Genomic DNA, 21,789 nt, shown 5'->3' with positions numbered 1-21,789 from the left:
GGGAGAACGGTATGATCGTGGATCACCACTCGTCGATACGCAGGTAGAAGCCGCCGGGCAGCGGGTGGAAGGTGGTGCGAGTGGTGTGTTCCGACACCGTGCTGCTGAAGTCGCGGGGACGGCCGTCTGGGCTGTACACCACGCTCTCGGTGTTCAAGAAGTGGCCGTGCAGGCGCAGCTCGCACTGTCCCCGGGGATGGCTGGAACGGTCCGCACGCTCGATGCGGACGAGTCCCACCCAGCCTGCACTACCCGGATCGCAGGCACGTGCGGCGTCGCGCAGTTGCGACTGTGACAACCAGACCGCCAGCCGCAGCGCATGGTTGTCGGCGGCGGGTACCGCCAGTACGACGACGATGAGGATCGGTACCAGCGGCAGCGCCCACTGCCGTGCCCGCAGCCCCACGACGGCGAGGACAAGCCACACCACGCCCACCACGAGAAGGGCGAGAAACGCTGCCGCCCACCACAACCAGTCGATCCATCGGAGGGTCGACGCCACCGCCACCGACATGAGCGCCGCCGTGACCACACACACGACAATCATCGCCGGTGTCCACCAGCGCGGCACAGTACGCCGCTCGGTGCCGGACACTATCCCGAGAACGGATTCTGCTTGGTGACCTGATCCAGTTCGCCCACCTCAAGATGTTGCCCGAGGATCAGCTTGCCGGCCACCGACTCCAGTGCGGCAACCCACCATTCGGCGCGCGCCAGCACCGGCTGGGCAACCGCCCGGTCGACGGTGCCGAGCGTGACCAGGCGTTGCGCGACGTCGTCGGCGGCCAACTCGATCTGCACCCGGCCGTCGATCAGCGAGATGTCGGTGCCGGTGGCGTTGTGCAGCGGGGTGACCGCATCCCGGATGCGCCGGAACAGCCGGGCTTCCGGGGAATGGCCGAGCGCCCAGCCATCGGGGGCCTCGATCATCTTGCCGGGGTAGAGCTGCGTCGACTTCTGCAACTGTGTCTGAGAAGACTTGCGCAACATCAGGAACAGCGCGACCGCGGCCACCACGACGCCGACGATGACGAACAGTACGGCGATCAGCACCAGAATTCCCACCGCTATCTCACCGCCTGTACGAGTATCACTATCGCCGCGATGGCGATGATGGCGGCGACGATCGCCGTGATGATCTTGACCTTGCTGTACGGCCGCGAACCCTGCACCTCACCGGTCACGCCATTGATGTACACCTGGAACGGTTTCGAGTCGTACACCACCGTCAGCAACCAGATCGGCAACAACAGATACCGGAACTGCAGTGGGTTGAACCGCGATTCCGACGACGAGATGCGCTGTTTGTCGCCGCCGATGTCGCGGCGCACCGTCGAGGTGATGGCCGAGTCGATCTCCTCGCGGCGGGCCAGCTGGAACCCCTCGTCCGGGCCGATCTCATAGGTGCGGGCGAGATGGCCGGCGAGATATTCGCCGGTGAACGGTCGTGCGGTGTCGATCGGCCACGGTTTGAGTTCCTCGACGCGTTTCGGATCGACGCCCTTGTTCGCCAGGGCCGCAACATCTTTGAAGTTGTCCACCACCTCGCCCCGGACGTGGGTCCAGCGGGTGCGGGTCTCGGTGTGGCGATTGTCGCCCTCGCCGACCACCACCGTGTAGTCGTCGCCGCGCTCACCCGAATACCGGGTGTAGGCGGTGGTGTCGTAGCTGAAATAGGAGAAGTACACGCTGGAGAACGAGCCGAGCGTCCGGTACTTCTTGAACTCCGTCGGCGCGAACCAGCGCGAATTGATCCATTTCTCGATATTCTGCCGCGCTTGCTTGTCGTCGACACCGAACGGCACCACACCGTCGACGGGCAGCGTCTTGGGGGCGTCCTGGATGTCGTCGCGCTGAATGGGTGAGGCGCAGTACGGGCATCGCGTGGCGGTCAGTGTTCCGGTGAACACCGTTGTGCCGCCACAGTTCTGGCATACCACCTGATGTTCGTCGGAGGCGGCCGGGTCGTTCGCCGACAGCAGGCCGCGGGTGCCCACGGCAGCGATCTTGGCATCACGCAGATCGTGCAGGCCGACCTTGGCGTCGGACCGGGGGATCTCGCGGGTGCTGTTGCAGCTCGGGCAGCGCAGCACCCCTGTCGCCGGATCGAACACCAGGTTGGCGCCGCAGTTGGCGCATGGGAAGGTGCGGGTGTCCTCGGTGGAGTGATACTGGCCGGCCCTGCCCGACTTCGGATCCGGTGGTGCGGCCGGAGCCGGTGGCCTGCCTTGCGGCGGCGGTCCGGCCGGACCCTGCGACACCGGCGGCGCCTGCCGCTGCGACATGGGTGGCGCCTGACCCTGTGAGACGGGCGGCGCTTGACCCTGTGACACGGGCGGCGGTTGCCGCGGGGGCATCGGTGGCGGGTTACCCGCACCGGTGGGCGGCAGCGGTGGCGGGGCGCCGTGCGGTGGTGGGGGCGGGCCGTCGGACGGCAAGGGTGGCGGCGCGGGGGGAGTGGTCATCGGGGACTCCTCTCGGACAAGAACGCGACGGGTTCAGGTCCGGCGCTGGACCTGGGCTGTGGATCTGGACCGGAGCGGATCTAGGCCGGAGGAGCCGGCGGTGCCTGCGGCGGCAGTGGCGGCGGAACCGCCGGGAACAGCGCCGCGAGCTCGGCGACCGAACCGGCCGCCGTCCAGCCGGCCATGTTCGCCGACCACACCAGCGTCTGCCTGGTCACCGACCCGGCCGCGATGAACTGCTGCAGCTGCGCGGCGGTGAACGGTCCGCCGGCCTGCCCGTTCTGTTCCACGTGGTACTGGGTGGCCGTCGGCAGCGGTGGGGGTGCCGCGGCGGGAGCCGGTGCGGCCTGCGGAGCTCCGGCGACCGCGCCGCCCATCCCCATCTGCTGACCGAGCGCCATACCCATGCCCGCACCCAGGAAATCGCCCACCGAACTGCCGCCGGGATTGCTCGCGCCCGCGACCATCGCCTCACCCAGCTTGCCCTGCTGGTAGCGCTGCATGTCGTTGACCTGATTGAGGAAGCCCTGCTCCTCGACGCCGCGTGCCACACCGCGCGTCATCGCCGCGGTGACTTCCTCCGGCAGCGACACGTTGAGCAGAATGTCCTCGATGCCGAGGCCGTACTCGTCGTCGACACGTTCCTGGACGAACGCCTTCAGCTTCTGTGACAGCTCACCGACCTTGCCCTGCAGGTCGATCACGCCGACGCCCGTCTGCAGGATCATGTCCGAGAACGCCTGCGCGATGATGCGGCGCAGCAACTCGGAGATCTCGTCGATGTTGACGTTGCTGTCGGTGCCGATCACCTCACGCAGGAAGATCCCCGGATCGGCCACCCGCACCACACACATACCGTTGGCGCGCACCTGAACCATCTTGAAATCAGGGTCGCGGATGGTGATCGGGTTCGGAGTGCCCCACCGCAGCTCGGTGACCGGGCGGGTGTTGATGAAGTACACCTCCGACCGGAACGGGCTCTTGAACCCGTGCTTCCACCCCTGGATGGTCGACATGATCGGCAGGTTCTCGGTGGTCAGCTCATAATTGCCGGGCCCGAACGTGTCCGCGAGCTGTCCGCGGTACACGAACACCGCCTGCTGGCCCTCCCGGACGATCAGCTGAGCACCGTTCTTGATTTCGTTGTTGTAGCGCGGGAAACGCCACGCCAGCGTCGTGCGAGTGTCGTCGAACCATTCGATGATGTCGACGAGTTCGCCCTTGAGCTTGGAGATCACGCCCATGTCTTCGCTGTCCTCCGGTAGGTGATGCGTCAGGAGCCTTAGCCAGCCTAGTCACTCCGACCGGGGTGCGGGAGACGATGTCGTGCCAACGGATGAGTGGCCGGACCACGACGGCCCCGTGAGTCGATGGGACCAAAAACCACCTGCGACCACGCAGCGCCCGTTATGGCCGTATACCATCGGCCGATGCGGTTGTTCACCGCACGGTCAGGACCATATCGTCACCGGCCTGTCGCAGGGAGTCGTCACCGCAGATGTTCGCTTTCGATGAACGTGTGGACACCGCACTGAGCGGTGACCTGTGGATCGACCTCCTGCCGTGGCTCAACGAGTACGAATCGTCAAAGGCGGCACAGCTCGAAAAGCTGGTAACCGACGTCCTCGACTGGTGGATTTCGGACTCGCCCCGGGCCACGCGGTCGGACACCGAACTCGACGCGCTCGTCGACAACCTCGGCCGGTTGATCGTGCGGAACCACCGACGCGTTCCGTTTGGCGATCTTGCCCCGCATCTGAAACGGTCCACTCCACTGGGGGCCCTGCACCTGCCCGCGCGGGCGGAAACTGTGGTGCGCCGGCTGGCGAACCGGGATTTCGTCGACGCGCTCCTCGATGCCGACGCCGAGACACTTCTCGAACTCAAGGGAACCAGTACGGACACGGTGCAGCAGATCGCGGCCGGGGTCGTGGGTGCGGCGATTCTCGTCGAACCGGATGTGGGTGTCTCCGACGATGCGGACGGCGACGATTCGGCGGTGACGCAACTCGTCGACGACCTCCGGGTGTTGTCCCGCTGGCGTATGCTGCGCGGCGCCCCGGATCGTCCGCTGATCGAGGCTCACGTGGAGGACAACTCGCCTGAGGACGTCCACGAGGCGGTCAGCCGTATCGGAGCACTCAACGCGAATGATTTCCGCGGCGTTGCCCGCGAGAACCCGGTTGATGAGATCGACAACCTCGTCGAGCAACTCGATGAGCGTGAGGAGATCGTGCTCCGGCGGCATCTGATGGCGGACCCGCCGGTGAGTATCGGGCAACTCAGCTCGCTGTTGCACGTCAGTAAGAGCCGCGCCGGAACCATCGTTGCCGAATTGAAGGACCAGCTCACCGCCGCATGTGTTTTCGGTACCGCGGCCGGAGGTCTCATCGCTGGGATACGCGCCGAGATCGACCCTGCCGCTCCGCTCGACGCGCTCCTTGACCGGTTCCCGGTGCTGGCGGAACAGGTGCCTTCGCTGGACGTGCCGCTATGGCTGGCGCTGGACCGTATCGACGACTATTTCGAGGTCATCGACGGATGGGCGGTTGCCCCGGACCTGGCGACGTCGAAGGCCGCGACCATCGACACGCTGCGGGAGTTCGAATCGGTGAACGGCGTCATACCGCTGGACCGGGTTGCCTCGGCACTGAACTTCGATGCCGCACACACCGAGTCCTGGATGGCACGTTGCGCGATCCCGCTCGCGGCCGGTCACGCATTGCTGATGGCGGCGACACTCGGAGACCATGCCGTCGGCGCCATCGAGGCCGTCGGACACGCGGTGAGCGTCGAAGACCTCATTGACGTGATCGGATTCGCGGGAGCGCGCATGAAGCTGGTCCGGGCGTTGCGGAATGACGGGCGGGTCAGCGAGGACGACCGTGGGTTGTGGAATCTCACGTCTGCAGACGGTTCGGGCAGTGCGCCGAGCGAAGCCGATCGGCAGATGCGCCCGGTGAAACGGCTCTACCGAGTTGATGACGCGTGGTGTTTTCGGATTACCGTCACCCCTGACCACTTGCGGGGCTCGGGCCTGATACTCCCGATCGCTGTGGCGAATGCGTTCGGGTGCCGTCAGGGCACCATCCGAGAGTTTGCGAGTCCGCTGGGCACACAGGTCTTGCGGTGGACGGGCAAGAGTCCCACCTTCGGCACCGTCCGCCGTTTTCTGGCGGACCTGGATTGCCAGGTGGGTGACGACGTGTTCTTAACCGTGTCCGATACCACCGGCTTCGATGTCCGGGCTGTGGTCAAGCCGCCCACAGACGAGCCTATACGGGTGGCGGCCGCACTCATCGGGTACCCCTGGCCGGATGCCATTCCGGGTCCCGAACTTTTGGGCGTGCTGGCGACGGCGGCGGGACTGGCCCCGGATGCCAAGCCCCGCAGGATTCTCCGTGTATTCCAGGCGATCGACGAGCCTGTCGCCGACGTGCTAGAAGCTGCCTGGGTGAGGACCGCGCGTGGCTGATCCGAGCATCATCCGTGCGCTGGGACTGCATCACACGCTGGTCACGGCCGTCGCGGACATCATCGACAACAGCATCGATGCCGGTGCCGGTCACGTCCTCGTCCGTTTCCTGCAAACCGGTAGCCGTATCAGCGGACTGCGCATCATCGACGACGGTTCCGGTATGGACGGCACCACGTTGGAGGCGGCGATGGAGTACGGGGTGCAGCGGGCGTACCAGGACTCCGATCAAGGCATGTTCGGTGTCGGGATGAAGGCCGCGTCGATCAGCCAGGCCGACACCTTCACCGTGTATTCGCGAGCGGAGAACGCCGAACCTGCCGGGAGGCGAGTGTCGGTCACCGACCGCATGGACGCCCCGGTCCGTGAGGACTTCTCATCCGATGACGCGGGGAAGGTGCTTGCCGGTGCCACACCCCGGTTTCCGATGACCACCGGAACAATCGTTGAATGGCGCGGAATACGAACATTTCCCGCCGGAGACGAGTCGGAGCAGCACACCGAGTGGCTCGAATCCACGATCGGAGACCTGCAAGACCAGCTTGGCCTGGTATTCCACCGGCTGATCGTGCAAGGGTTGACGATCGGGGTCGATGTCTACGATGAGCTCGCCGGGCGCGCGGGTGCGCCACGAACAGTGCGGGCAGTGGATCCGTTCGGGTACAAGCGGTCCGGAGATGCCGCGTACCCGCAGCAGGTGGCGCTGTCGCTGCCTGGTATGCCGACGATCGACCTGCACATCTGGCCTGCTAAGGTCTCGTTGCCGGAGTTCAAGATCCGTGGTCTTCCGGGCAGGGAATCCCAAGGCATATTCGTGTACCGCAACGACCGTCTTCTGCAGCCCGGTGGGTGGCTCGATGTGGTGAAACCCAGACCCGAATGGGGGTTGGCGCGAGTCGCTGTCGACGTCGGCACCGAACTGCGCACGCATGTGACGGTCAACCCCGAGAAGGCCGGTGTCACTGTGGGCGGGACGCTGGTCAGCGCGCTGCGCGACGTCATCACCGGTCAGTATCTCGACGCGTCAGCTTCCGCGCTCAAAGCCGCACGCAAGCTCACCAGACGACCGATCACCATCGTCGAGCCGGCGTCGGGGCTACCGGACGAAGTGCTGGAGGAGTTTGCCGACTCGTTCACGTTCGCCTCCGGTGCAGACCCTGTCGCGATCGGTTGGCGCGTCCTCCCCACCGACCGGGTATTCGAGGTCGACCTCGACAACCGGAATCTGTGGCTCAACGCCAGGTTCCGCAGAGCACTCGGCGGGCGACGAACCACCGGCGTCGACGTGCCTTTCCTGCGGACACTGATGTTCCTGCTGACGCAGGACATGTTCACGGGAATCCGGCATAGCGCCCGGCAACAGGAGCAGATGGACGCCTGGCAGCAGGTGCTGGTCGAGGCGCTGGCGGCGGAGAGCGAAAGGCAACCATGATCGACGTTCTGATCGATGCGCTGGTACGTGAATTCACAACGGATATGGCGCCGTCGCTGCTTCTCGGCGCGGTGTCGGGCAGGGTGGTGGGAGCCGGTGGCAGCCCCGTGGAGATCGAGTCCCTTGTGAACGTGCTCGTCGACGAGAAGGTGACCGCGGTGCGTTCGTCGGTCCGGAAAGCCTTGACACTGTGGGATGCGGAGTCGGTCGCCGGTTGGGTCTCGGCCACACTGCCCAACTCCCCGGAGCGCCGTGAGCTGATCTATTCGCGCCTGGGAATCCCCGCCGCCGCATATGCGGCGCTGACCGAGTCCTATCCACTGGTGGGAATGCCCACCGTCATCGCCGCCCAGCAGCCGTGGGAACCGTGGTACACCCCGGAACGGCGTACTGCACAAGGCTTTTACTGGCGGGCCTACCAAGGTGTTCTTGCCCGCAAGGGGTGGTCGCAGGAGACGATCGATTCGCTCCATGTGGGAACCACGGAAGTCGTGCGCAGGCTCGCCGACCCGACGCGGCCCGAACCGTACCAGTCCAAAGGTCTCGTTGTCGGTTACGTGCAGAGCGGTAAGACCGCAAATTTCACCGGCGTCGTCGCCAAGGCGATCGATGCCGGCTACCGGCTGATCATTGTCCTGACCGGCACCATCGAACTGCTCCGCACCCAGACCCAGCGGCGCCTCGACATGGAGCTCATCGGTATGCAGAACATCGACGAGGCCGAGTACGAGAACGACGAGGACTGGCTCGACGGCAAGTTCCTGCGTCACATCATCGATCCCAACCACTCCAATGACGCGCCGGCGATCAGGAGGCTGACAGGCGTGGTGGACGACTACAAGGCTCTGGCCAAAGGTATCGGCACCCTGCACTACGAGTTCGTGGATCACTCTCTGCCACTGATCGATTCGGCCAACCTGTATCCGAGCAATGTGCGGGTCGCGGTGGTCAAGAAGAACTCGACGGTGCTCAAAAAGCTGGTCGCCGATATGCGGAAGATCCCGACGCCGCACGACCAGATTCCGGCGCTGATCATCGACGACGAAGCCGACCAGGCGTCCGTGAACACCGAGAACCCGAAGAAGTTCGCCGCGGGGAAGGTGGAGCGCACGGCGATCAACCAGCAGATCTCCAACCTGCTGGAACTACTGCGACGAAGCCAGTACGTGGGCTACACCGCCACCCCGTTCGCGAACGTATTCGTCGACCCCGACGACTCCGAGAACATCTTCCCCACAGATTTCATCGTCAGCCTGCCCCGGCCGGACAACTACATGGGCGGCGCCGACTTCCACGATCGTGAGGGCGATCTCGGGTACGGAGTGGAGAAGACCCCCGCCAACTCCAATGAGCGTGCCTTCGTCCGGGATCTGCGCCCACAGTGCGACGACGACAGGGACGCCGAACGTCTGGGTGCGCTGGATGCCTACGTCCTGTCGGGTGCGGTAAAGCTGTTCCGGATGAGCTGTGGTGACGCGGGGGACTTCCGGCATCACACGATGCTGGTCCACGAGTCGGTGAAGCAGGCCGAGCATTCCGCATTGGCCGACGAGTTCACGGCGTTGTGGAAGTCCGCGGGGTACAGCAGTGCCGCCGGGTTGGACCGACTCAAAGCATTGTGGGAGAACGACTTCAAGCCGGTATCGGCAGCGCGGGCCGACCCTGCCTCGTCGAATCCCGCGTCGTTCGATAAACTCGTCGAGTACATCGGGCAGGCCTGCGACAAAATCGGCGAAGGGTTGCGTCCGGTCATTGTGGTGAACGGTGACGCGGACAAGGACTACTTGCAGGAGCCGCTGAACTTCCAGGAACACCGTGTATGGAAGATCCTCGTCGGCGGCACCAAACTGAGCCGCGGATTCACCGTCGAAGGGCTGACCACCACTTACTACACGCGGCGCACCGCCCAGGCCGACACACTGATGCAGATGGGCCGATGGTTCGGATTCCGGCCGGGCTACCGGGACCTGGTCCGGCTGTACATCGGACGCGAGGTGCCGGGACCGGCCGGCAAGGAATTCGACCTGTACCGGGCATTCGAGGCGATCGTCGAGGACGAGGAAGACTTCCGCGACGAACTGGACCGCTTCAAGGGTATGAACGAGGCCGGCGAGCCAATGGTCATCCCGCGCGACATTCCGCCGATGGTGTTCCAGCGGTTGCCGTGGCTGAAACCGACAGCGGCCAACAAGATGTACAACGCGAAGATGACCTACCGCAGTGTCGGCGGTCAGAGTTTTAGCTTCACGATGCAGGGCCCGCGCAACGACGGGTCCAACAACGTGAAACACTTCGACCTGGCCCGGCCGATCCTCGACCAGCTCGGTGACGAAGGAGAGTTCTTCTTCAAGGACAAGGATGGAGAGTCGAGAAGTTTCACCGCATGCTACGGAATCGTTTCCGCCGGTGAGATCTTCGAGGCCGTTGATCAGTTCGTCTGGGACAGCAACTGGGACTTCGCCCCACACCGTGAAGCGTTCGAACGGGCGATGGACGACGGTCTGCTCGATGACTTCGCGGTCTTGCTGCCCATACCGAAAACACGCGCGAAGGTGAGCATCGGCGGCTACCCCACCGCGCTTCCGATCGTCAACCGCAAACGACAAGAAGCCCAGTACCGGACCGGTTTCACGGGAACGGCGGTTCGTGAACGGGACGCGATCGAGCACATCGCGGGTCACCCCGAGAAGGACGTCGGTGGTCCACTCGCACGCAAGCTCCGCAAACCCACGAGGGGCGGGATGATCTTGCTGTTCGCGAGTGATCCGCCGTCGAAGCGGCATATCAAGGATGTTGCGAAAGGTGCGGTCGATGCACGTGACGTCGCAACGCTGTTCACGTATGCGCTGCCGTACGCTGCCTGTCCCAGTCCCCGGATCGGGTTCACCGCCCAGAAGTCGGGTGCCGGGGCGATCGTCGATGCGCAGTAGCTGAGAGGGAAGGAACACACGATGGCCAAGGTGATCGCGACGATCAGCCTCAAGGGTGGTGTCGGCAAGTCAACAGTGACAGCAGGGCTGGCCGAGTTCATGTCCGCGGAGTTCGGGCAGCGGGTCCTTCTGATCGACCTCGACTCGCAGATCAACCTGACCACGATGATGATCAGTGAGCAGCAGTGGGCGGAACTGAACAAGCGCGGCGACACCTTGGCGTCCCTGTTCGCCGACGCGGTGAACGGCAACAACGAGTACTTCCACTTGGAGACGGCGATCCAGCGGGGCGTGTCACCGGTCAAGAAGGTGACAACCGTTGACCTCCTGGCGTCCTCCCTCGACCTGATCGAACTTCAGGAGGACCTCAGCGCATTGCGGGTTTCACAGGAGAGGTCGGATGGGGGCGTCCAGTTCCTGCGGGAGGCGATCGCACCAGTCGTCGACTACTACGATTTCGTGCTGATCGACTGCCCACCGAACATCGGCCCGGTCACGCTGAACGGCCTGGCGGCCGCAGATGCCTATATCATTCCCACGATCCCGGACTTCCTGTCCACGTACGGCATTCCCCAGATTCAGAATCGGGTGCGCAGGTTCGGCGAGGAGATCGGCCGAACGATCGTGGAACTGGGCGTGGTGATCACCAAGTACAAGTCCAACTCGTCTGTGCATAGTTCGACCACGAAGCGGCTGCGCCGCGACCCGACCATTCAGCACGTCCTGCCGAACTACATCAACGAGTCCAACGCCATAGCGGCGGCCGCGGAGTTCGCGCCCTATGGGACCTTGAAGGTCAAGTATGGCAACCAGGGACAGTTCGATCAGTTCCGCGGGCTGACCGTCGACGTTATGACCGAAGCACGGGAGAAGATCAAGTGAGCACAGACGACAGCCGCCGGCGCGTCGAGTACCAATCCGTGAGTGGCGCTCTGGCACAACTCGACTCGAAGAACCCGAGGGCAGCCCTGCTGATCGCAGGGGTCGCGAACGCGGTGATCGCCGAGGCCGAACGTTCACCTCGTTTCGCCAAGGCACTCGCGGACTCGGTGGCTGCCCTCATCGACCAACCGGCCGGTGCGCCCGCACCGGCGACTTCAGTGCCGCGCCGGAGGGCACCGGCGAAGCCTAGGGTGACACGAGCGCCGGGCGCGTTCGATCCCTTTGTGGTGTACCGAGAGTCCGGTGCTGGCGGACTGTCGGCAAGGCTGACGGCCCTCACCGTGGACCAGTTGCGGGACATCATCGCCGAACAGGAACTCGACACCCGCAAGGAGACCGGCCGCAAACGCAAACTCGAGGTCCTGGTCACCTGGATCATCGAACGCGTCGAGGCCTCCGAGAACAAGGGCAGCGTGTTCCGCTGAGCGGGTTCAGACCGGAGCGAACCACCCGAACCCGAAGTGCGAGAGCTGTCCGAGCACAACAGCCTGCCCTGGTTGAGTCAGTGGTTCCCTGAAGTCGATCTCGAGGTACACCCCCCGACGCTGCTTCGGCATGCGCTCGTTGACCCGATACCTTCTGAACTGGCTGAGATTGCGTGCAGCTTCGGTGGACTCGATAACAGTCACCGAGGCGACGTCAGGAAGCCCTCGGTAAGAGCACTCCTTCGCCAAGTCGGCGGCAATATGCTCATGCTCCGTCTGCCGCCGGTGCCTGTGGCGAACGGGGAGATACGGAGTCAGCGAACGCCAACGCGTCGATGTCTGGGAAAGTGCCTCCGGCAGAACGTCATCGAGTGTTCCCACGCCGACGAGCAGAAGTCGCTGCTCCGGGAAGCGGTCCTCGAGATGTTCGCGGGCTGTGCGGACTCTGCGCAACTGCCGAACGATGGACTGGGCGAGTTCACCGGTGGTTCCCCCAGGAATCCAAAGCGTCAGCAGATCTGCGGTGGCGGCTGCTTCGTAAGGGCTATCAGCAATGCTTGCCGGGTGTACCAGGATGTGGGTGTGGTCGTGTTGTTGGCGACGTGGACTATCACCATCACGGCCGACAAGTAGTTCCAGGCTGTCCTGTTGTGCGGTGTCGAGCTGCTTGCGCAGAGCCGCGTGGCATGTGTCGGCGAGAAGGATCGCGTTACGCATCCGCATGGGCACCGACGACACAAGTTGGAACTGGATCGCGGTCACCTTCGGGGCGTGCGGCCGAACCACGGCAGGACTCCTGGCGGGGCGCTGTCGTCCGTAGGAGATCAGGACCGAGCCGGCCGGATACACGTCGCCACGCTTGCGTGTGGCGGTGGTGGTGGCTTCGAGCTGGTTGCGCACCGGAGGGCCATCGACCCCCAGCAGGGCTTTGAACTCGAAATCGTCGCCGGTAATCCCCTTGCGCCACCACCGGCTGTCGGGACAGTGGTCGTGGTCATCGAGTTTCGCTGTGCAGATCGATTCGCTTCGCCCCAGGTAAGGCAGGCGGTCGGCCAGTATTCGGAGCGTTTGCTCAGCGCTCTCCGAGAGGGTCCTGTCCCAGTGAATCTTGACGGTCAGCGGACCGCTTGAGACTCCGAAGGCGTCGAGCACCAGGTCCGTGCGCCCTGGCTCCTTGGTGCTGTGTGCAATGTCGGGCATGTAGTGCCGGGTCGAACCCACAGAGAGTTCGCCGGCCAGGTAGGCATCGGGATTTCCGAGTTCGATGAGGAGCGAATCGATGCTTTCCGGAGTCACATCGGGGCATCTCGTGTGACCGACGGCGATCAGCGCACGAAAGAGCCGCCACGGCGATGGTGGCCATTCGACATCGCCGGAGTTGGGGCCCTGACTCCACGGGGTCGCGTGGTACCTACCGAACGGAAACTCGATGGAAAGGGTTGTACCCATCTGTGATCCGATCAGGAGAAGGTGACTTCGGTGATGGTGCCCAGATCGTCTGAGGCGGCTGCGACCGCGGCAGCCAGGCGGTCGGAGGCAGCGTTCACAGACGGGGGTGTGTCGCCACCGGCGACGACAAGATCGCAGGCTGTACGCAGACGCAGCCCGCTGTTCAGAAGGGTTGCGACCTCCCAGTTGGCGACTGCGGACAGCAGTTCGGTCGCGGCAGGTGAAAGTCCGTAGGACGCAAACTGTTGCTCATCGATGACGGTATACATCGTGATGGTTTCGGCGGTGTACTCCGTCCGGTGGTGGGGCACCATCCCGTAGCCTTCCTTGGCGTCACGCTTGCCCTTTTCAGCCTCGTTGTTGACCGAGTCTTTCTTGACGCCGCCACTGACAGCGGGTTCGACATTCGTGGCCTCGATGAACGCAGTGATCGCTCGTGCGACCTTGGGCTGCCACGCCCACGGTTTCTGTGCGAAGAATACGCCGTGGACCAAGCTCAACGGGTCGAGAGCGAACACCTCACGGTAGACGCAGGCCATGTCCAGTGGTTTGCCCTTGACCAACCCAAAACGTTCGGGGAGTACTTCCTTCATCGGTGACCCGTCCACCTTTCCATTGAGGACGTAGGCGGAGGCAAGACGGTGCGCTTCGAGGCGACTTGAAGTCAGAAACTCGCCGTCGGGATTGACCACTCGAACATAGGGCAGCGCTGCGAGCTCCTCTGCGGGCTTCTGCTGCGCAGTGTTCCAGGTTGTGCCTTCAAGGTGGTTCGCCATCGACTGAGCGGACTCCACGATGAGGTCGTCGTTCGTCCTGCCGGGGACCTGGTAGATGGCAGGCCCGAGGTCGGGGAAGCCGGTGGGCTGGAACCTTCTGCCGGCGATGGGCTCCAGTTCAAATGTGTAGCGGGTGCGCGAAGCGGAAACCTGGGACATGGCTTGTTCTCCTAGAGGCGATGCTGAATTACTCGTCGTGGGTATTGTCTGATGGTGCGGGTCGCAGCTGATACACAAAGTGCTCATGTTCGGATCCGAGGAATGAGTTCGGAAAGAGCGCCGCGGCGATTCGGTGGCCTCCGGAACTGTCCGTGTGTCCGATGAACGCGGAGTCGGCTGTTCCCCAGCCGACTTGACGTAGCCTGCGGCGTGCGTGATCGAGTGCCGTGGACGGGTGATGCGCCGCGAGCGCCGAGACGATCTCGGGAGTCAGTGCCACACCGCCGCGTTTGTCGTTCAACGAGTCGGATACCGCGTGGATTGGGGGTCGCACTCCATTGCGCAAGTATGCGAACACCGCGAATGCCGGATCGAGTGGGCCGTTCGTGGATGTGTTAAGTCTGTAGTCGATTCCGGTCCAGTCCAAGGCCATCAGCGCGAGTGTCCATTGCAGAACCTCGTCATCGAGCCGACGGTCGGCGATCCACCTGCTGAGGTCGTGGCAGCTGACTCTGACTCCTGTTCGTGGTCCGGTCGACCCGATCCAGGACAGGGTCGTTGCGTCGAAGCCGGATTCGCGGAACTGCGTGTACCACCGCAGAGCTTCGGTGAGCAGCGACTCGAGTGGTTTGATCCCGAGTCCCGGAATTATCGCGGAATCGGTCCAGACCTGGACACCTGCGGATGAGGAAATCGGCAGCAGGAGCTCCCGGAGGCCCCGCCCGCGAGGTACGGACGAGTCACGGGGGGTGCGGACCGACGCCAATCCCAGTCCCAGACGAAAGGCAATATCGGACGTCAAGGTGTCACCAAACGCATCTTCGGACCGCATGATGTCGAGTAGGACGCCGGCGCCGGGGCACCGGCGGGGGCTGTGGTTGTCGCGCGTGGTTGTGCTACGTCCAACGGCCGATTCGGCCAGTGTCAGCGACGCGAGCATGGTTCGCATTGCCCGGATCTGTGACGTTCCGGAGTCTGTGGCGAGCCGGAAGCGTGCGTTTTCGTAAGCTCGCGTGTGGCGAGTGATCGTCGCCGGAACCTCGCTGCCGCGTGCGACGCGACGCGGCCAGTCTTCAGTTGCCGCCGCGAGTCGAAGAAGCGGGTTACTCTTTCGAGGGCGAACACTGTCCGCACGAATCGCGCTGAACGCCAGCCCGTTGCGGCGGCTGAACGTGAATCTGTCGAAAGATGAGAATCCGTCCGACGTCCCACCCGAACGGATGGCGCAATACATGTCCGGCGACTGGACAACGGTCCTTCCATTCCACACGGCACGCCCTTCACGGAACAGTTCCTGCAGCACACGCAGCCGGACCGGATCCTCCCAGAGCGGTGTCCACAGTTCGCCGCGGTTCTCTTCGCTCGGGCTGCCGGCCGCCATTCCGAGGTCGGAACCAAAGGTCGAGAAGGTCATCGCGACCCTGGCTGACGAGTTCAGAGCCTTGACCGCTTGCGGGGCGTCCATCGAGAACCGGCGCGCGGGTGAGGACGCAAACATTGTTGCACCCTCCATCATCAAGACGTACTCCCACTCGTTGACGATCCCGTCGCTCGATCCGAAGGGCGAGGTGTTGGGTGTGCCCGCTGCTCCCGGATCGAACTGCCCAGGAGCTCCCTTGCTGAGACCGGTTCGATCGTCGACCACGAATTTCTGCGCCAGAATCTCGGAGCGTCGTAGTTCTTTGGGCGTCGTGGTGATGAGCTTCGATATGGCTTCGTGATATTTGGTAGAGAAATCGAGTCTACCGTCGTTGCCGCCGGTGCCGACGATCGGCGGGAAGGCCAGCTCTCCGTCGCCGAGAACCACGACGGCGGTGTCGATCCACTCCACCATCCGTGGCGGGCAGTTGTTGCGGAGCCGCAGGACCAGCGGTGCTTTGTCCTTACTCGGACCTTCCGCGCGGAAATCGGCGGCGAAGGGTTCACAAATTCTGAACGTCGCAACGAACTCATCGAATCGTCGGTCACCTGCGGCAATAATCCGTGCGATATGCTCTTTGGGTGCTTTGTCCTTCGCGCCGAAGCCGCTACCCTCGTTCCATGGGCTGAATAGCGGCATGGGCGTGTAGTCGCTGGTCAGCCAGTGAGTGAGATCATCTACAGTCGAATCGATTTCGAGGTCGGTGCCGACAAAACGGGCGGTGGCTCGTGAGTCGGCCTGCCGTGAAACGGCTTTGAATACACCGGTGGCGGCCAAATAGCGCAGCAGATTGCCCCCGGCCGCGCCGCGGATTGTGGTGACTGTCATTGCGCTGCCCCCTCAGGTATCTGGAATCGTCTGCTGCTTGCGCGCCAGTCAGCAACACGCACAAGCATTTCGAGATATGACAGGCGGCACAGACCGTATCGCTCGATGAGGTCGGCGGTCATCTCGACCCAGCCTTGCCCGCCTGGGTTGACAGTTCGGAACTGATCGGTTGTCAGTGACACCTGCTGCGCCGGCTCATCCAGGACGGGGAATACATCGGCACTACCTTCGGCGATTCCGAACACGGTGCCGGTCGCGGCGCCGTCGAGGTCGCGGACTTTCATGCGGATTTTACCGTGGTGCGCGGCGATGAGGTAGCGAACCAGATCGCGGTCGTGTGCCTTATCGAGGAGATGTGACATCTCGGCATCGAGGATCGCGACCGAGGCCAGTTCGTGGCGGAAGCTCGTAATATCACCTTCGTAGACGAGCCGGGACGTACCGGGGGACTTGGCCCACGCGATGTTCCGGTCCGGTGGCTCTCCGGTGGCCTGCAGCGCATTCTGCCACGTGGAATGGGCTTTACCCAGGTCGTGTAGGTACGCCGAGAGGACTACGTCGTCCCTGAGTGCGGACTCCAGCGGAAGGTTCTCGACGAGCACGCGTGCTTGTGCCTGCGTCTCGGTGAGATGTTGGTCGAGTGACAGCCACTGGGAGTGGTCGATCGATCCGCCGTCCGCGTCGGAGCTGTCCGACGTCACGGCGCTGTCGATGAGGCGGTACTCACGTGACGACGCGTCATCGGGCTCGGGGATGGTCACCGGCTTGTCAGACTTCGGGTCGAAGCCCTTGTGCGGGTCGTACAGACCTGCGGATTTGTCCACAAGTAGGATCTCGCCAGGACGAGGCGGACGGATCTTGCTGATCTGCACCCATTTCCGTTCGGAATGCGCGTAGGACCAGATCGTCTTCCTCTTTGTGGCTCGGGTCGCAACGTCCAAGACCTTCTTCAGCGGCACGCGGCAGCGGAATTGCGGGTCCGGGATCTTTGTGTCGGGTGTGGGCGGCGCTGATTCAAGGTCGACCCATGTGAGTTGGGCGTCCATGTCGTCGGAATCCCGGATGTACGGACTGACGTCGAAGTCGTTGCCGCTCAGGTCAGGAGCTGTGTCGAACAGCGCCTCGAAGTCGCTTTCTCGCAGAACTGGTACGAGCGGAATCGCTTCGTTGGCCGGTATTGCCAGCAGTTCGGCGTTGGTTACCGATTCGCCGTCGACTGCCGTCAGCGCGGCCACCGTCGCATCGACATCGTCGTCCTCATACGGTGCGGCGGACGGAGGAACCACCCAGTACACTGTGGCGTCGGTGCGCCATCCTGCTCGATTGCACCTGCCCGAACGTTGTACCAACGATGACCACGGTGCGGCCTCGGTGATCAGGGTGGCAGCGTCCAGGTCGATACCTGCCTCGACGACCTGGGTGGCGATGAGGATGTCGTCGTGAGGCTCGGTGCCGATACGGTCGATGTAGCTGTCCCGCTCGTACGGGCGGAACCGGGAGTGCAGGAGCGTTATCGCAGGCCCGGTAGTTGGTGCGAGTGTGGTTGCCTTCACGTAGATTTCGGTTGCACGGTCGACCGTGTTGATGACAACGAGGGTGAGCGTTCCGGGCCTGTGAAGCCGGAGTATCTCCGCTGCAAAGTCCTTCGCGTTCTTGGTGTCCGCATCGAGCCTGATGATCGTCCGTGCACTGTGCAGTCTGCGCAGGAGCGATTCGGGCTGGTCACCTTCTGCGATCCGGACGGTCTCGTCGGCGGATGGGAACGGATTGTCGACTGTACTGAGAAGTGCTCTGGTCACGGTTGCGCTCATGCATGTCAACCCGAATCTGCTGGCGCCGTGCTGCGTCTGGAATGCGGATATCTGGCGGAGGGTCGCCGTCGCATTGGGTATGAGTTGCACTTCATCGAGCACGATATGGCTGTCATTCCAGATGAGACCGGCGTCGATCGGGAAGCACGACCGCGAGGACCCGTACGACCTCGACATTGCGCTGCTGGTGACGATATCCGTGATTCCGATGAGAATGACATTGCGGTGAGGTTCCAGCCGCCACGGCCTGGTTTTCCGGTCCCCGGACTCACCGGTGAGCAGTCCGAGCCCGACATCGAGTTGAAGCTCATCAAGGATGTCACGGACAACGGTGTACGTCTGTCGGGTCAAAGTGCGCATCGGCAAGGTGATGACCAGGCGCCGCGGCGTAGATTCCCGTACCTCAGCGCTGGGATGGAAGAGACGGAACCAGAGCCACCCGACAACCACAGCCGCGGTCTTGCCGAGGCCGGGTGGGACGTCGATCAGTGCAGGCAGATGCGTTCCTGAGGCGACGTCACACTGGTACGGGTACGGGTCTTGGCCATTCATGGCCGCCCGAAACAGATCGCCGTAGCTTGAGTGCTGCGCCATGCGCTCCTCGATTCCCTGCTTTGTCGTAGGCCTCTGGTGGAATCTGTGTTGTGCAAGACCGTCTGGGGTAGGTGTGAGTGTATGCACTAGCCCAAGCGATGGTCAAGTAAGATTTAATGACGGTACATCTCTCTTCCAAGAAGATGTTCCCAGCGGACGGACCACGGTGGCAGGCGGTGTGCAACTGTCGTCCAAACCGCAATGGAGCCCGGCCGTGGAGAGCGCGGGGCCACGTGATCCTCTCTCAATGATGCACTCCGTCAGGCATTGGTGAGACACACACCTGAATGTCAGTGGTGCATGCGAGAGTGATGCGCGTTCAGGCCTGACCCCGCGAGAGGAGTCCATCGGATGACGGCTGACATCGAGCTGTTGCCGGCCCGCATGCTCAATGAGTATGTGTACTGTCCCCGCTTGTTCTACTTCGAATGGGTCGACAAGAGGTGGGCTCCGAGCCACGACACCGAGCACGGGAGCTTTGTCCACCGTGCCGTTGACAAGCGAGCGGGGTCGCTTCCGGAACCCGAGGACGTTGGGAACGGAGTCAAGGTCACGGCGTTACAGATCGAATCTCATGCGCTGGGTCTGGTTGCGGTGCTCGATCGCGTCGATGATGGTGGCGACGGCACCCTGATCCCGGTCGACACCAAGAAGGGCAAGCCGTCGGAATCGGGTGCCCCGTGGTCAGCGGATGTCGTGCAGCTCTACGCACAGGCGGCACTGCTGCGTGACGCTGGGTACGAGGTTGACCGTGGTGTGTTGTACTACGCGGAAATCAATCGTCGGATAACGATTCCCATTGGTGACGTGGAGGTCGCTGCGGCGATTGAGTTGGCGGATGAAGCGCGGGAGGTCGCCGCGCGGCCCACGCCTCCGCTACCGCTGGTCGCCAGCAACAGGTGCCCGAGGTGTTCGCTCGTCGGATTGTGCATGCCGGACGAGACGAATGCGCTGCTGCGCCGTGACGATGAACCCCCGCGACGTATCGTTCCGCGAGATCCAGACGCACGTCCTGTGTATGTCACGACACCGGGCGCGGCGGTCGGCATTAAGGGCGGGCGGCTCCGCGTAGTCCAGAAAGGGGCCGCGCCGGTAGAGGTGCGCTTGATTGACGTCGCTCAACTCTGCGTGTACGGCAGTGTTCAGGTGAGTACACAGGTTCTCACCGAGCTGTGGAGCAGGGGAGTCCCGGTCTTGTGGTTCAGCTACAACGGCTGGCTGCGTGGGTGGGCGCAAGGGGAGATGTCGAAGTACGTTCAGCTGAGGATCGCGCAAGCCCAGGTTTCGGAGCAGCGTTCACTCGCGATCGCGACGGCGATCGTGGCGGGCAAGATCAAGAACTCGCGAACGTTGTTGCGGCGCAATGCTCGCACCGATGTGTCACCGCAGCTCTCAGCTCTTGCTGGGATGGCAGAGAGCGCTCGCTCGGCTGCATCGGCGGCGGAACTGCTCGGGATTGAAGGCGCGGCGGCGCGGGTCTACTTCGGCGAGTTCAGTGGGATGGTAAGCGACTCAAACGCCGAACTTGCAGAAGAGTTCGATACGAACGGGCGGCGGCGTAGGCCGGCGCCGGACCCCATCAACGCCCTCCTCGGCTACGTGTACGCGCTGCTGGTCAAGGATGTTGTGGCTGTGTGCTTGGCGGTCGGTCTCGACCCGTACATCGGGGTCTACCACAAGCCGCGCTACGGGCGGCCGGCGCTCGCACTTGACCTGATGGAAGAGTTTCGTCCGCTCCTCGCGGACTCGGCGATACTCAGCATGCTCAACAACGGTGAGGTGACCAGCGGCGACTTCGAAAGGCGCAGTCGCGGGTGCTGGCTCACGTTGCAAGGGCGGCGCAAAGTGATTCGGGCATACGAGCGCCGTTTGGACGTTCAGGTAACCCATCCGGTGTTTCGCTACAAGATCTCATATCGGCGGGTGCTCGATGTTCAAGCGCGGATCCTGGCAGGAGTTCTGATTGGTGAACTCCGGCAGTACACCCCGATGGTCACGAGGTGAGTGGCCATGGCCAGAAGGCGACACCTCATCGCATACGACATCTGCGAACCTCGCCGGCTGCGGCAGGTCTGTAAGGTCATGGAGGCGTACGGAACTCGTTTGCAATACTCAGTATTCCTCTGTGATCTGTCGGAGCTTGAACTGGTTCAGTGGCGAAGTGATATCCATGTAGTCATGGACTATCGGGAAGATTCCGTCGTGATGATCGACCTCGGGACCACGGGCAGTGCCGCAGCCGTTACCCAGCTCGGGAAGCCTCGCACGTTGCCCACATCAGGTACGACAGTCCTGTGATCCCCCGCGAGCGGTCCGACCGCGTCGAACTTCCTGGACAGTGCTCGCGCGCTGGTCAGAGCGTTGTTTGAGAACTTCATACTTGGTGTAACGTAGGACTGGCTATGCCGTACCAACCACCTCTCGCGAGGTGCCCTGTTTCCGCTGGTCGGAACGGGTGAATCTCGCGAGCGGTCTTCCCGGTCGAAATGACCGGGCTCCATTGCGGCCATGTCGGCCCACTTGACCTCGATGCGCGGCTCAGAAGTCTTCCCGGTCGAAATGACCGGGCTCCATTGCGGCGGAGGAGACAGCTCGGGTGCCGGGGCTTCTGCAGGAAGCTGGTCTTCCCGGTCGAAATGACCGGGCTCCATTGCGGCGCCGACATCGACAGCGTCGACGAGTTGCTCGGCTACATGTCTTCCCGGTCGAAATGACCGGGCTCCATTGCGGCGTCGGCATCGGCGAACAGTGCGAAGAACTCCGGGTCTTCGGGTCTTCCCGGTCGAAATGACCGGGCTCCATTGCGGCAGGTCATGCCAAGCGACACCAACACCGACCACCGAGTCTTCCCGGTCGAAATGACCGGGCTCCATTGCGGCCGGGTAGTAGTGCGGTGCCTAGCGCCTTACAGATGGCGTCTTCCCGGTCGAAATGACCGGGCTCCATTGCGGCACTAGCGCCTACAGTCTTTCCGTCGATCCAAAAAGGCTGGGTCTTCCCGGTCGAAATGACCGGGCTCCATTGCGGCCGTAGACGCCGAACACGAGGTCTGCGCCGGGCTTCGAGTCTTCCCGGTCGAAATG

Annotated in this window: 15 protein-coding genes and 1 CRISPR repeat array; of the genes, 7 read left to right on the top strand and 8 right to left on the bottom strand. The window is 63.3% G+C overall.

The genetic code is table 11. From position 1 onward, the window contains the following. Window positions 1-22: 22 nt before the first annotated feature. The 4 genes from GOAMR_RS08435 to GOAMR_RS08420 form a co-directional block, all read right to left on the bottom strand. A complete protein-coding gene (locus GOAMR_RS08435; protein ID WP_005185586.1) occupies window positions 23-595 on the bottom strand; it encodes a hypothetical protein in 573 nt (190 codons plus the stop codon). Further along, window positions 595-1,065, bottom strand: a complete 471-nt coding sequence (locus GOAMR_RS08430) for a hypothetical protein (RefSeq protein ID WP_005185584.1) — start codon at window positions 1,063-1,065, stop codon at window positions 595-597. Before GOAMR_RS08430 ends, GOAMR_RS08435 begins: the two co-directional genes overlap by 1 nt. A 2-nt stretch (window positions 1,066-1,067) precedes the next feature. Beyond that, a complete protein-coding gene (locus tag GOAMR_RS08425) occupies window positions 1,068-2,285 on the bottom strand; it encodes a TFIIB-type zinc ribbon-containing protein (RefSeq protein WP_005185577.1) in 1,218 nt (405 codons plus the stop codon). 260 nt (window positions 2,286-2,545) lie between these two features. After that, window positions 2,546-3,709: an SPFH domain-containing protein gene (locus GOAMR_RS08420; protein WP_005185571.1), complete on the bottom strand. Its 1,164-nt coding sequence runs from the start codon at window positions 3,707-3,709 to the stop codon at window positions 2,546-2,548. 467 nt (window positions 3,710-4,176) lie between these two features. Here GOAMR_RS08420 and GOAMR_RS08415 point away from each other — a divergent pair, with 467 nt between their 5' ends. Genes GOAMR_RS08415 through GOAMR_RS08395 form a run of 5 tightly spaced genes read left to right on the top strand, consistent with a single transcriptional unit; the run spans window position 4,177 to window position 11,669 of the window. Continuing rightward, window positions 4,177-5,940 carry a hypothetical protein gene (locus GOAMR_RS08415; RefSeq protein ID WP_244427346.1) on the top strand — a complete coding sequence of 588 codons (1,764 nt, stop codon included), beginning with the start codon at window positions 4,177-4,179 and terminating at the stop codon, window positions 5,938-5,940. After that, window positions 5,933-7,372 (top strand): ATP-binding protein, encoded by a 1,440-nt coding sequence (locus GOAMR_RS08410; RefSeq protein WP_005185565.1) that lies wholly within the window; start codon window positions 5,933-5,935, stop codon window positions 7,370-7,372. Before GOAMR_RS08415 ends, GOAMR_RS08410 begins: the two co-directional genes overlap by 8 nt. Further along, window positions 7,369-10,302 (top strand): Z1 domain-containing protein, encoded by a 2,934-nt coding sequence (locus GOAMR_RS08405; RefSeq protein WP_005185562.1) that lies wholly within the window; start codon window positions 7,369-7,371, stop codon window positions 10,300-10,302. Before GOAMR_RS08410 ends, GOAMR_RS08405 begins: the two co-directional genes overlap by 4 nt. 21 nt (window positions 10,303-10,323) lie before the next feature. Further along, a complete protein-coding gene (locus GOAMR_RS08400) occupies window positions 10,324-11,184 on the top strand; it encodes a ParA family protein (protein ID WP_005185560.1) in 861 nt (286 codons plus the stop codon). Next, complete coding sequence (locus tag GOAMR_RS08395; RefSeq protein WP_005185557.1) at window positions 11,181-11,669, top strand: hypothetical protein; 489 nt, start codon at window positions 11,181-11,183, stop codon at window positions 11,667-11,669. Before GOAMR_RS08400 ends, GOAMR_RS08395 begins: the two co-directional genes overlap by 4 nt. Window positions 11,670-11,675: 6 nt before the next feature. Here GOAMR_RS08395 and csb2 read toward each other — a convergent pair whose 3' ends face one another. Genes csb2 through GOAMR_RS08375 form a run of 4 tightly spaced genes read right to left on the bottom strand, consistent with a single transcriptional unit; the run spans window position 11,676 to window position 18,706 of the window. Continuing rightward, complete coding sequence (gene csb2 / locus GOAMR_RS08390) at window positions 11,676-13,118, bottom strand: type I-G CRISPR-associated protein Csb2 (RefSeq protein WP_005185554.1); 1,443 nt, start codon at window positions 13,116-13,118, stop codon at window positions 11,676-11,678. Between the two features lie 11 nt (window positions 13,119-13,129). Further along, window positions 13,130-14,053: a type I-G CRISPR-associated RAMP protein Csb1/Cas7g gene (cas7g, locus tag GOAMR_RS08385; protein ID WP_005185551.1), complete on the bottom strand. Its 924-nt coding sequence runs from the start codon at window positions 14,051-14,053 to the stop codon at window positions 13,130-13,132. Between the two features lie 28 nt (window positions 14,054-14,081). Further along, window positions 14,082-16,301, bottom strand: coding sequence for a type I-G CRISPR-associated protein Cas8g1/Csx17 (cas8g1, locus tag GOAMR_RS08380; protein ID WP_005185548.1), 2,220 nt, complete (start codon window positions 16,299-16,301; stop codon window positions 14,082-14,084). Further along, the gene (locus tag GOAMR_RS08375) at window positions 16,298-18,706 is read right to left on the bottom strand and encodes a CRISPR-associated helicase/endonuclease Cas3 (protein WP_005185545.1); all 2,409 of its coding nucleotides are present in this window, start codon (window positions 18,704-18,706) and stop codon (window positions 16,298-16,300) included. Before GOAMR_RS08375 ends, cas8g1 begins: the two co-directional genes overlap by 4 nt. A gap of 351 nt (window positions 18,707-19,057) precedes the next feature. Between GOAMR_RS08375 and GOAMR_RS08370 the strand changes: the two genes are divergently transcribed. Together GOAMR_RS08370 and cas2 are read left to right on the top strand one after the other, a co-directional pair. Further along, window positions 19,058-20,710 (top strand): CRISPR-associated endonuclease Cas4/Cas1, encoded by a 1,653-nt coding sequence (locus GOAMR_RS08370; RefSeq protein WP_005185542.1) that lies wholly within the window; start codon window positions 19,058-19,060, stop codon window positions 20,708-20,710. Window positions 20,711-20,716: 6 nt separating this feature from the next. Beyond that, window positions 20,717-21,004: a CRISPR-associated endonuclease Cas2 gene (cas2, locus tag GOAMR_RS08365; protein WP_005185534.1), complete on the top strand. Its 288-nt coding sequence runs from the start codon at window positions 20,717-20,719 to the stop codon at window positions 21,002-21,004. Between the two features lie 173 nt (window positions 21,005-21,177). Continuing rightward, a CRISPR array of direct repeats spans window positions 21,178-21,734; the repeat unit is 36 nt; unit sequence GTCTTCCCGGTCGAAATGACCGGGCTCCATTGCGGC. Window positions 21,735-21,789 lie beyond the last annotated feature (55 nt).

Source organism: Gordonia amarae NBRC 15530, from assembly GCF_000241345.1.
In the GTDB taxonomy this organism is placed as follows: domain Bacteria; phylum Actinomycetota; class Actinomycetes; order Mycobacteriales; family Mycobacteriaceae; genus Gordonia; species Gordonia amarae.
This window is presented reverse-complemented; position numbering and strand designations above follow the sequence as displayed.

Excerpts from the sequence above, each read along its gene's own strand:
- GOAMR_RS08425 (WP_005185577.1), bottom strand. The coding sequence starts at position 2,285 with ATGTCGCAGCGGCAGGCGCCGCCGGTGTCGCAGGGTCCGGCCGGACCG.
- GOAMR_RS08420 (WP_005185571.1), bottom strand. The coding sequence starts at position 3,709 with ATGGGCGTGATCTCCAAGCTCAAGGGCGAACTCGTCGACATCATCGAA.
- GOAMR_RS08405 (WP_005185562.1), top strand. The coding sequence starts at position 7,369 with ATGATCGACGTTCTGATCGATGCGCTGGTACGTGAATTCACAACGGAT.
- GOAMR_RS08400 (WP_005185560.1), top strand. The coding sequence starts at position 10,324 with ATGGCCAAGGTGATCGCGACGATCAGCCTCAAGGGTGGTGTCGGCAAG.
- csb2 (WP_005185554.1), bottom strand. The coding sequence starts at position 13,118 with ATGGGTACAACCCTTTCCATCGAGTTTCCGTTCGGTAGGTACCACGCG.
- cas7g (WP_005185551.1), bottom strand. The coding sequence starts at position 14,053 with ATGTCCCAGGTTTCCGCTTCGCGCACCCGCTACACATTTGAACTGGAG.
- cas8g1 (WP_005185548.1), bottom strand. The coding sequence starts at position 16,301 with ATGACAGTCACCACAATCCGCGGCGCGGCCGGGGGCAATCTGCTGCGC.
- GOAMR_RS08375 (WP_005185545.1), bottom strand. The coding sequence starts at position 18,706 with ATGGCGCAGCACTCAAGCTACGGCGATCTGTTTCGGGCGGCCATGAAT.
- GOAMR_RS08370 (WP_005185542.1), top strand. The coding sequence starts at position 19,058 with ATGACGGCTGACATCGAGCTGTTGCCGGCCCGCATGCTCAATGAGTAT.
- cas2 (WP_005185534.1), top strand. The coding sequence starts at position 20,717 with ATGGCCAGAAGGCGACACCTCATCGCATACGACATCTGCGAACCTCGC.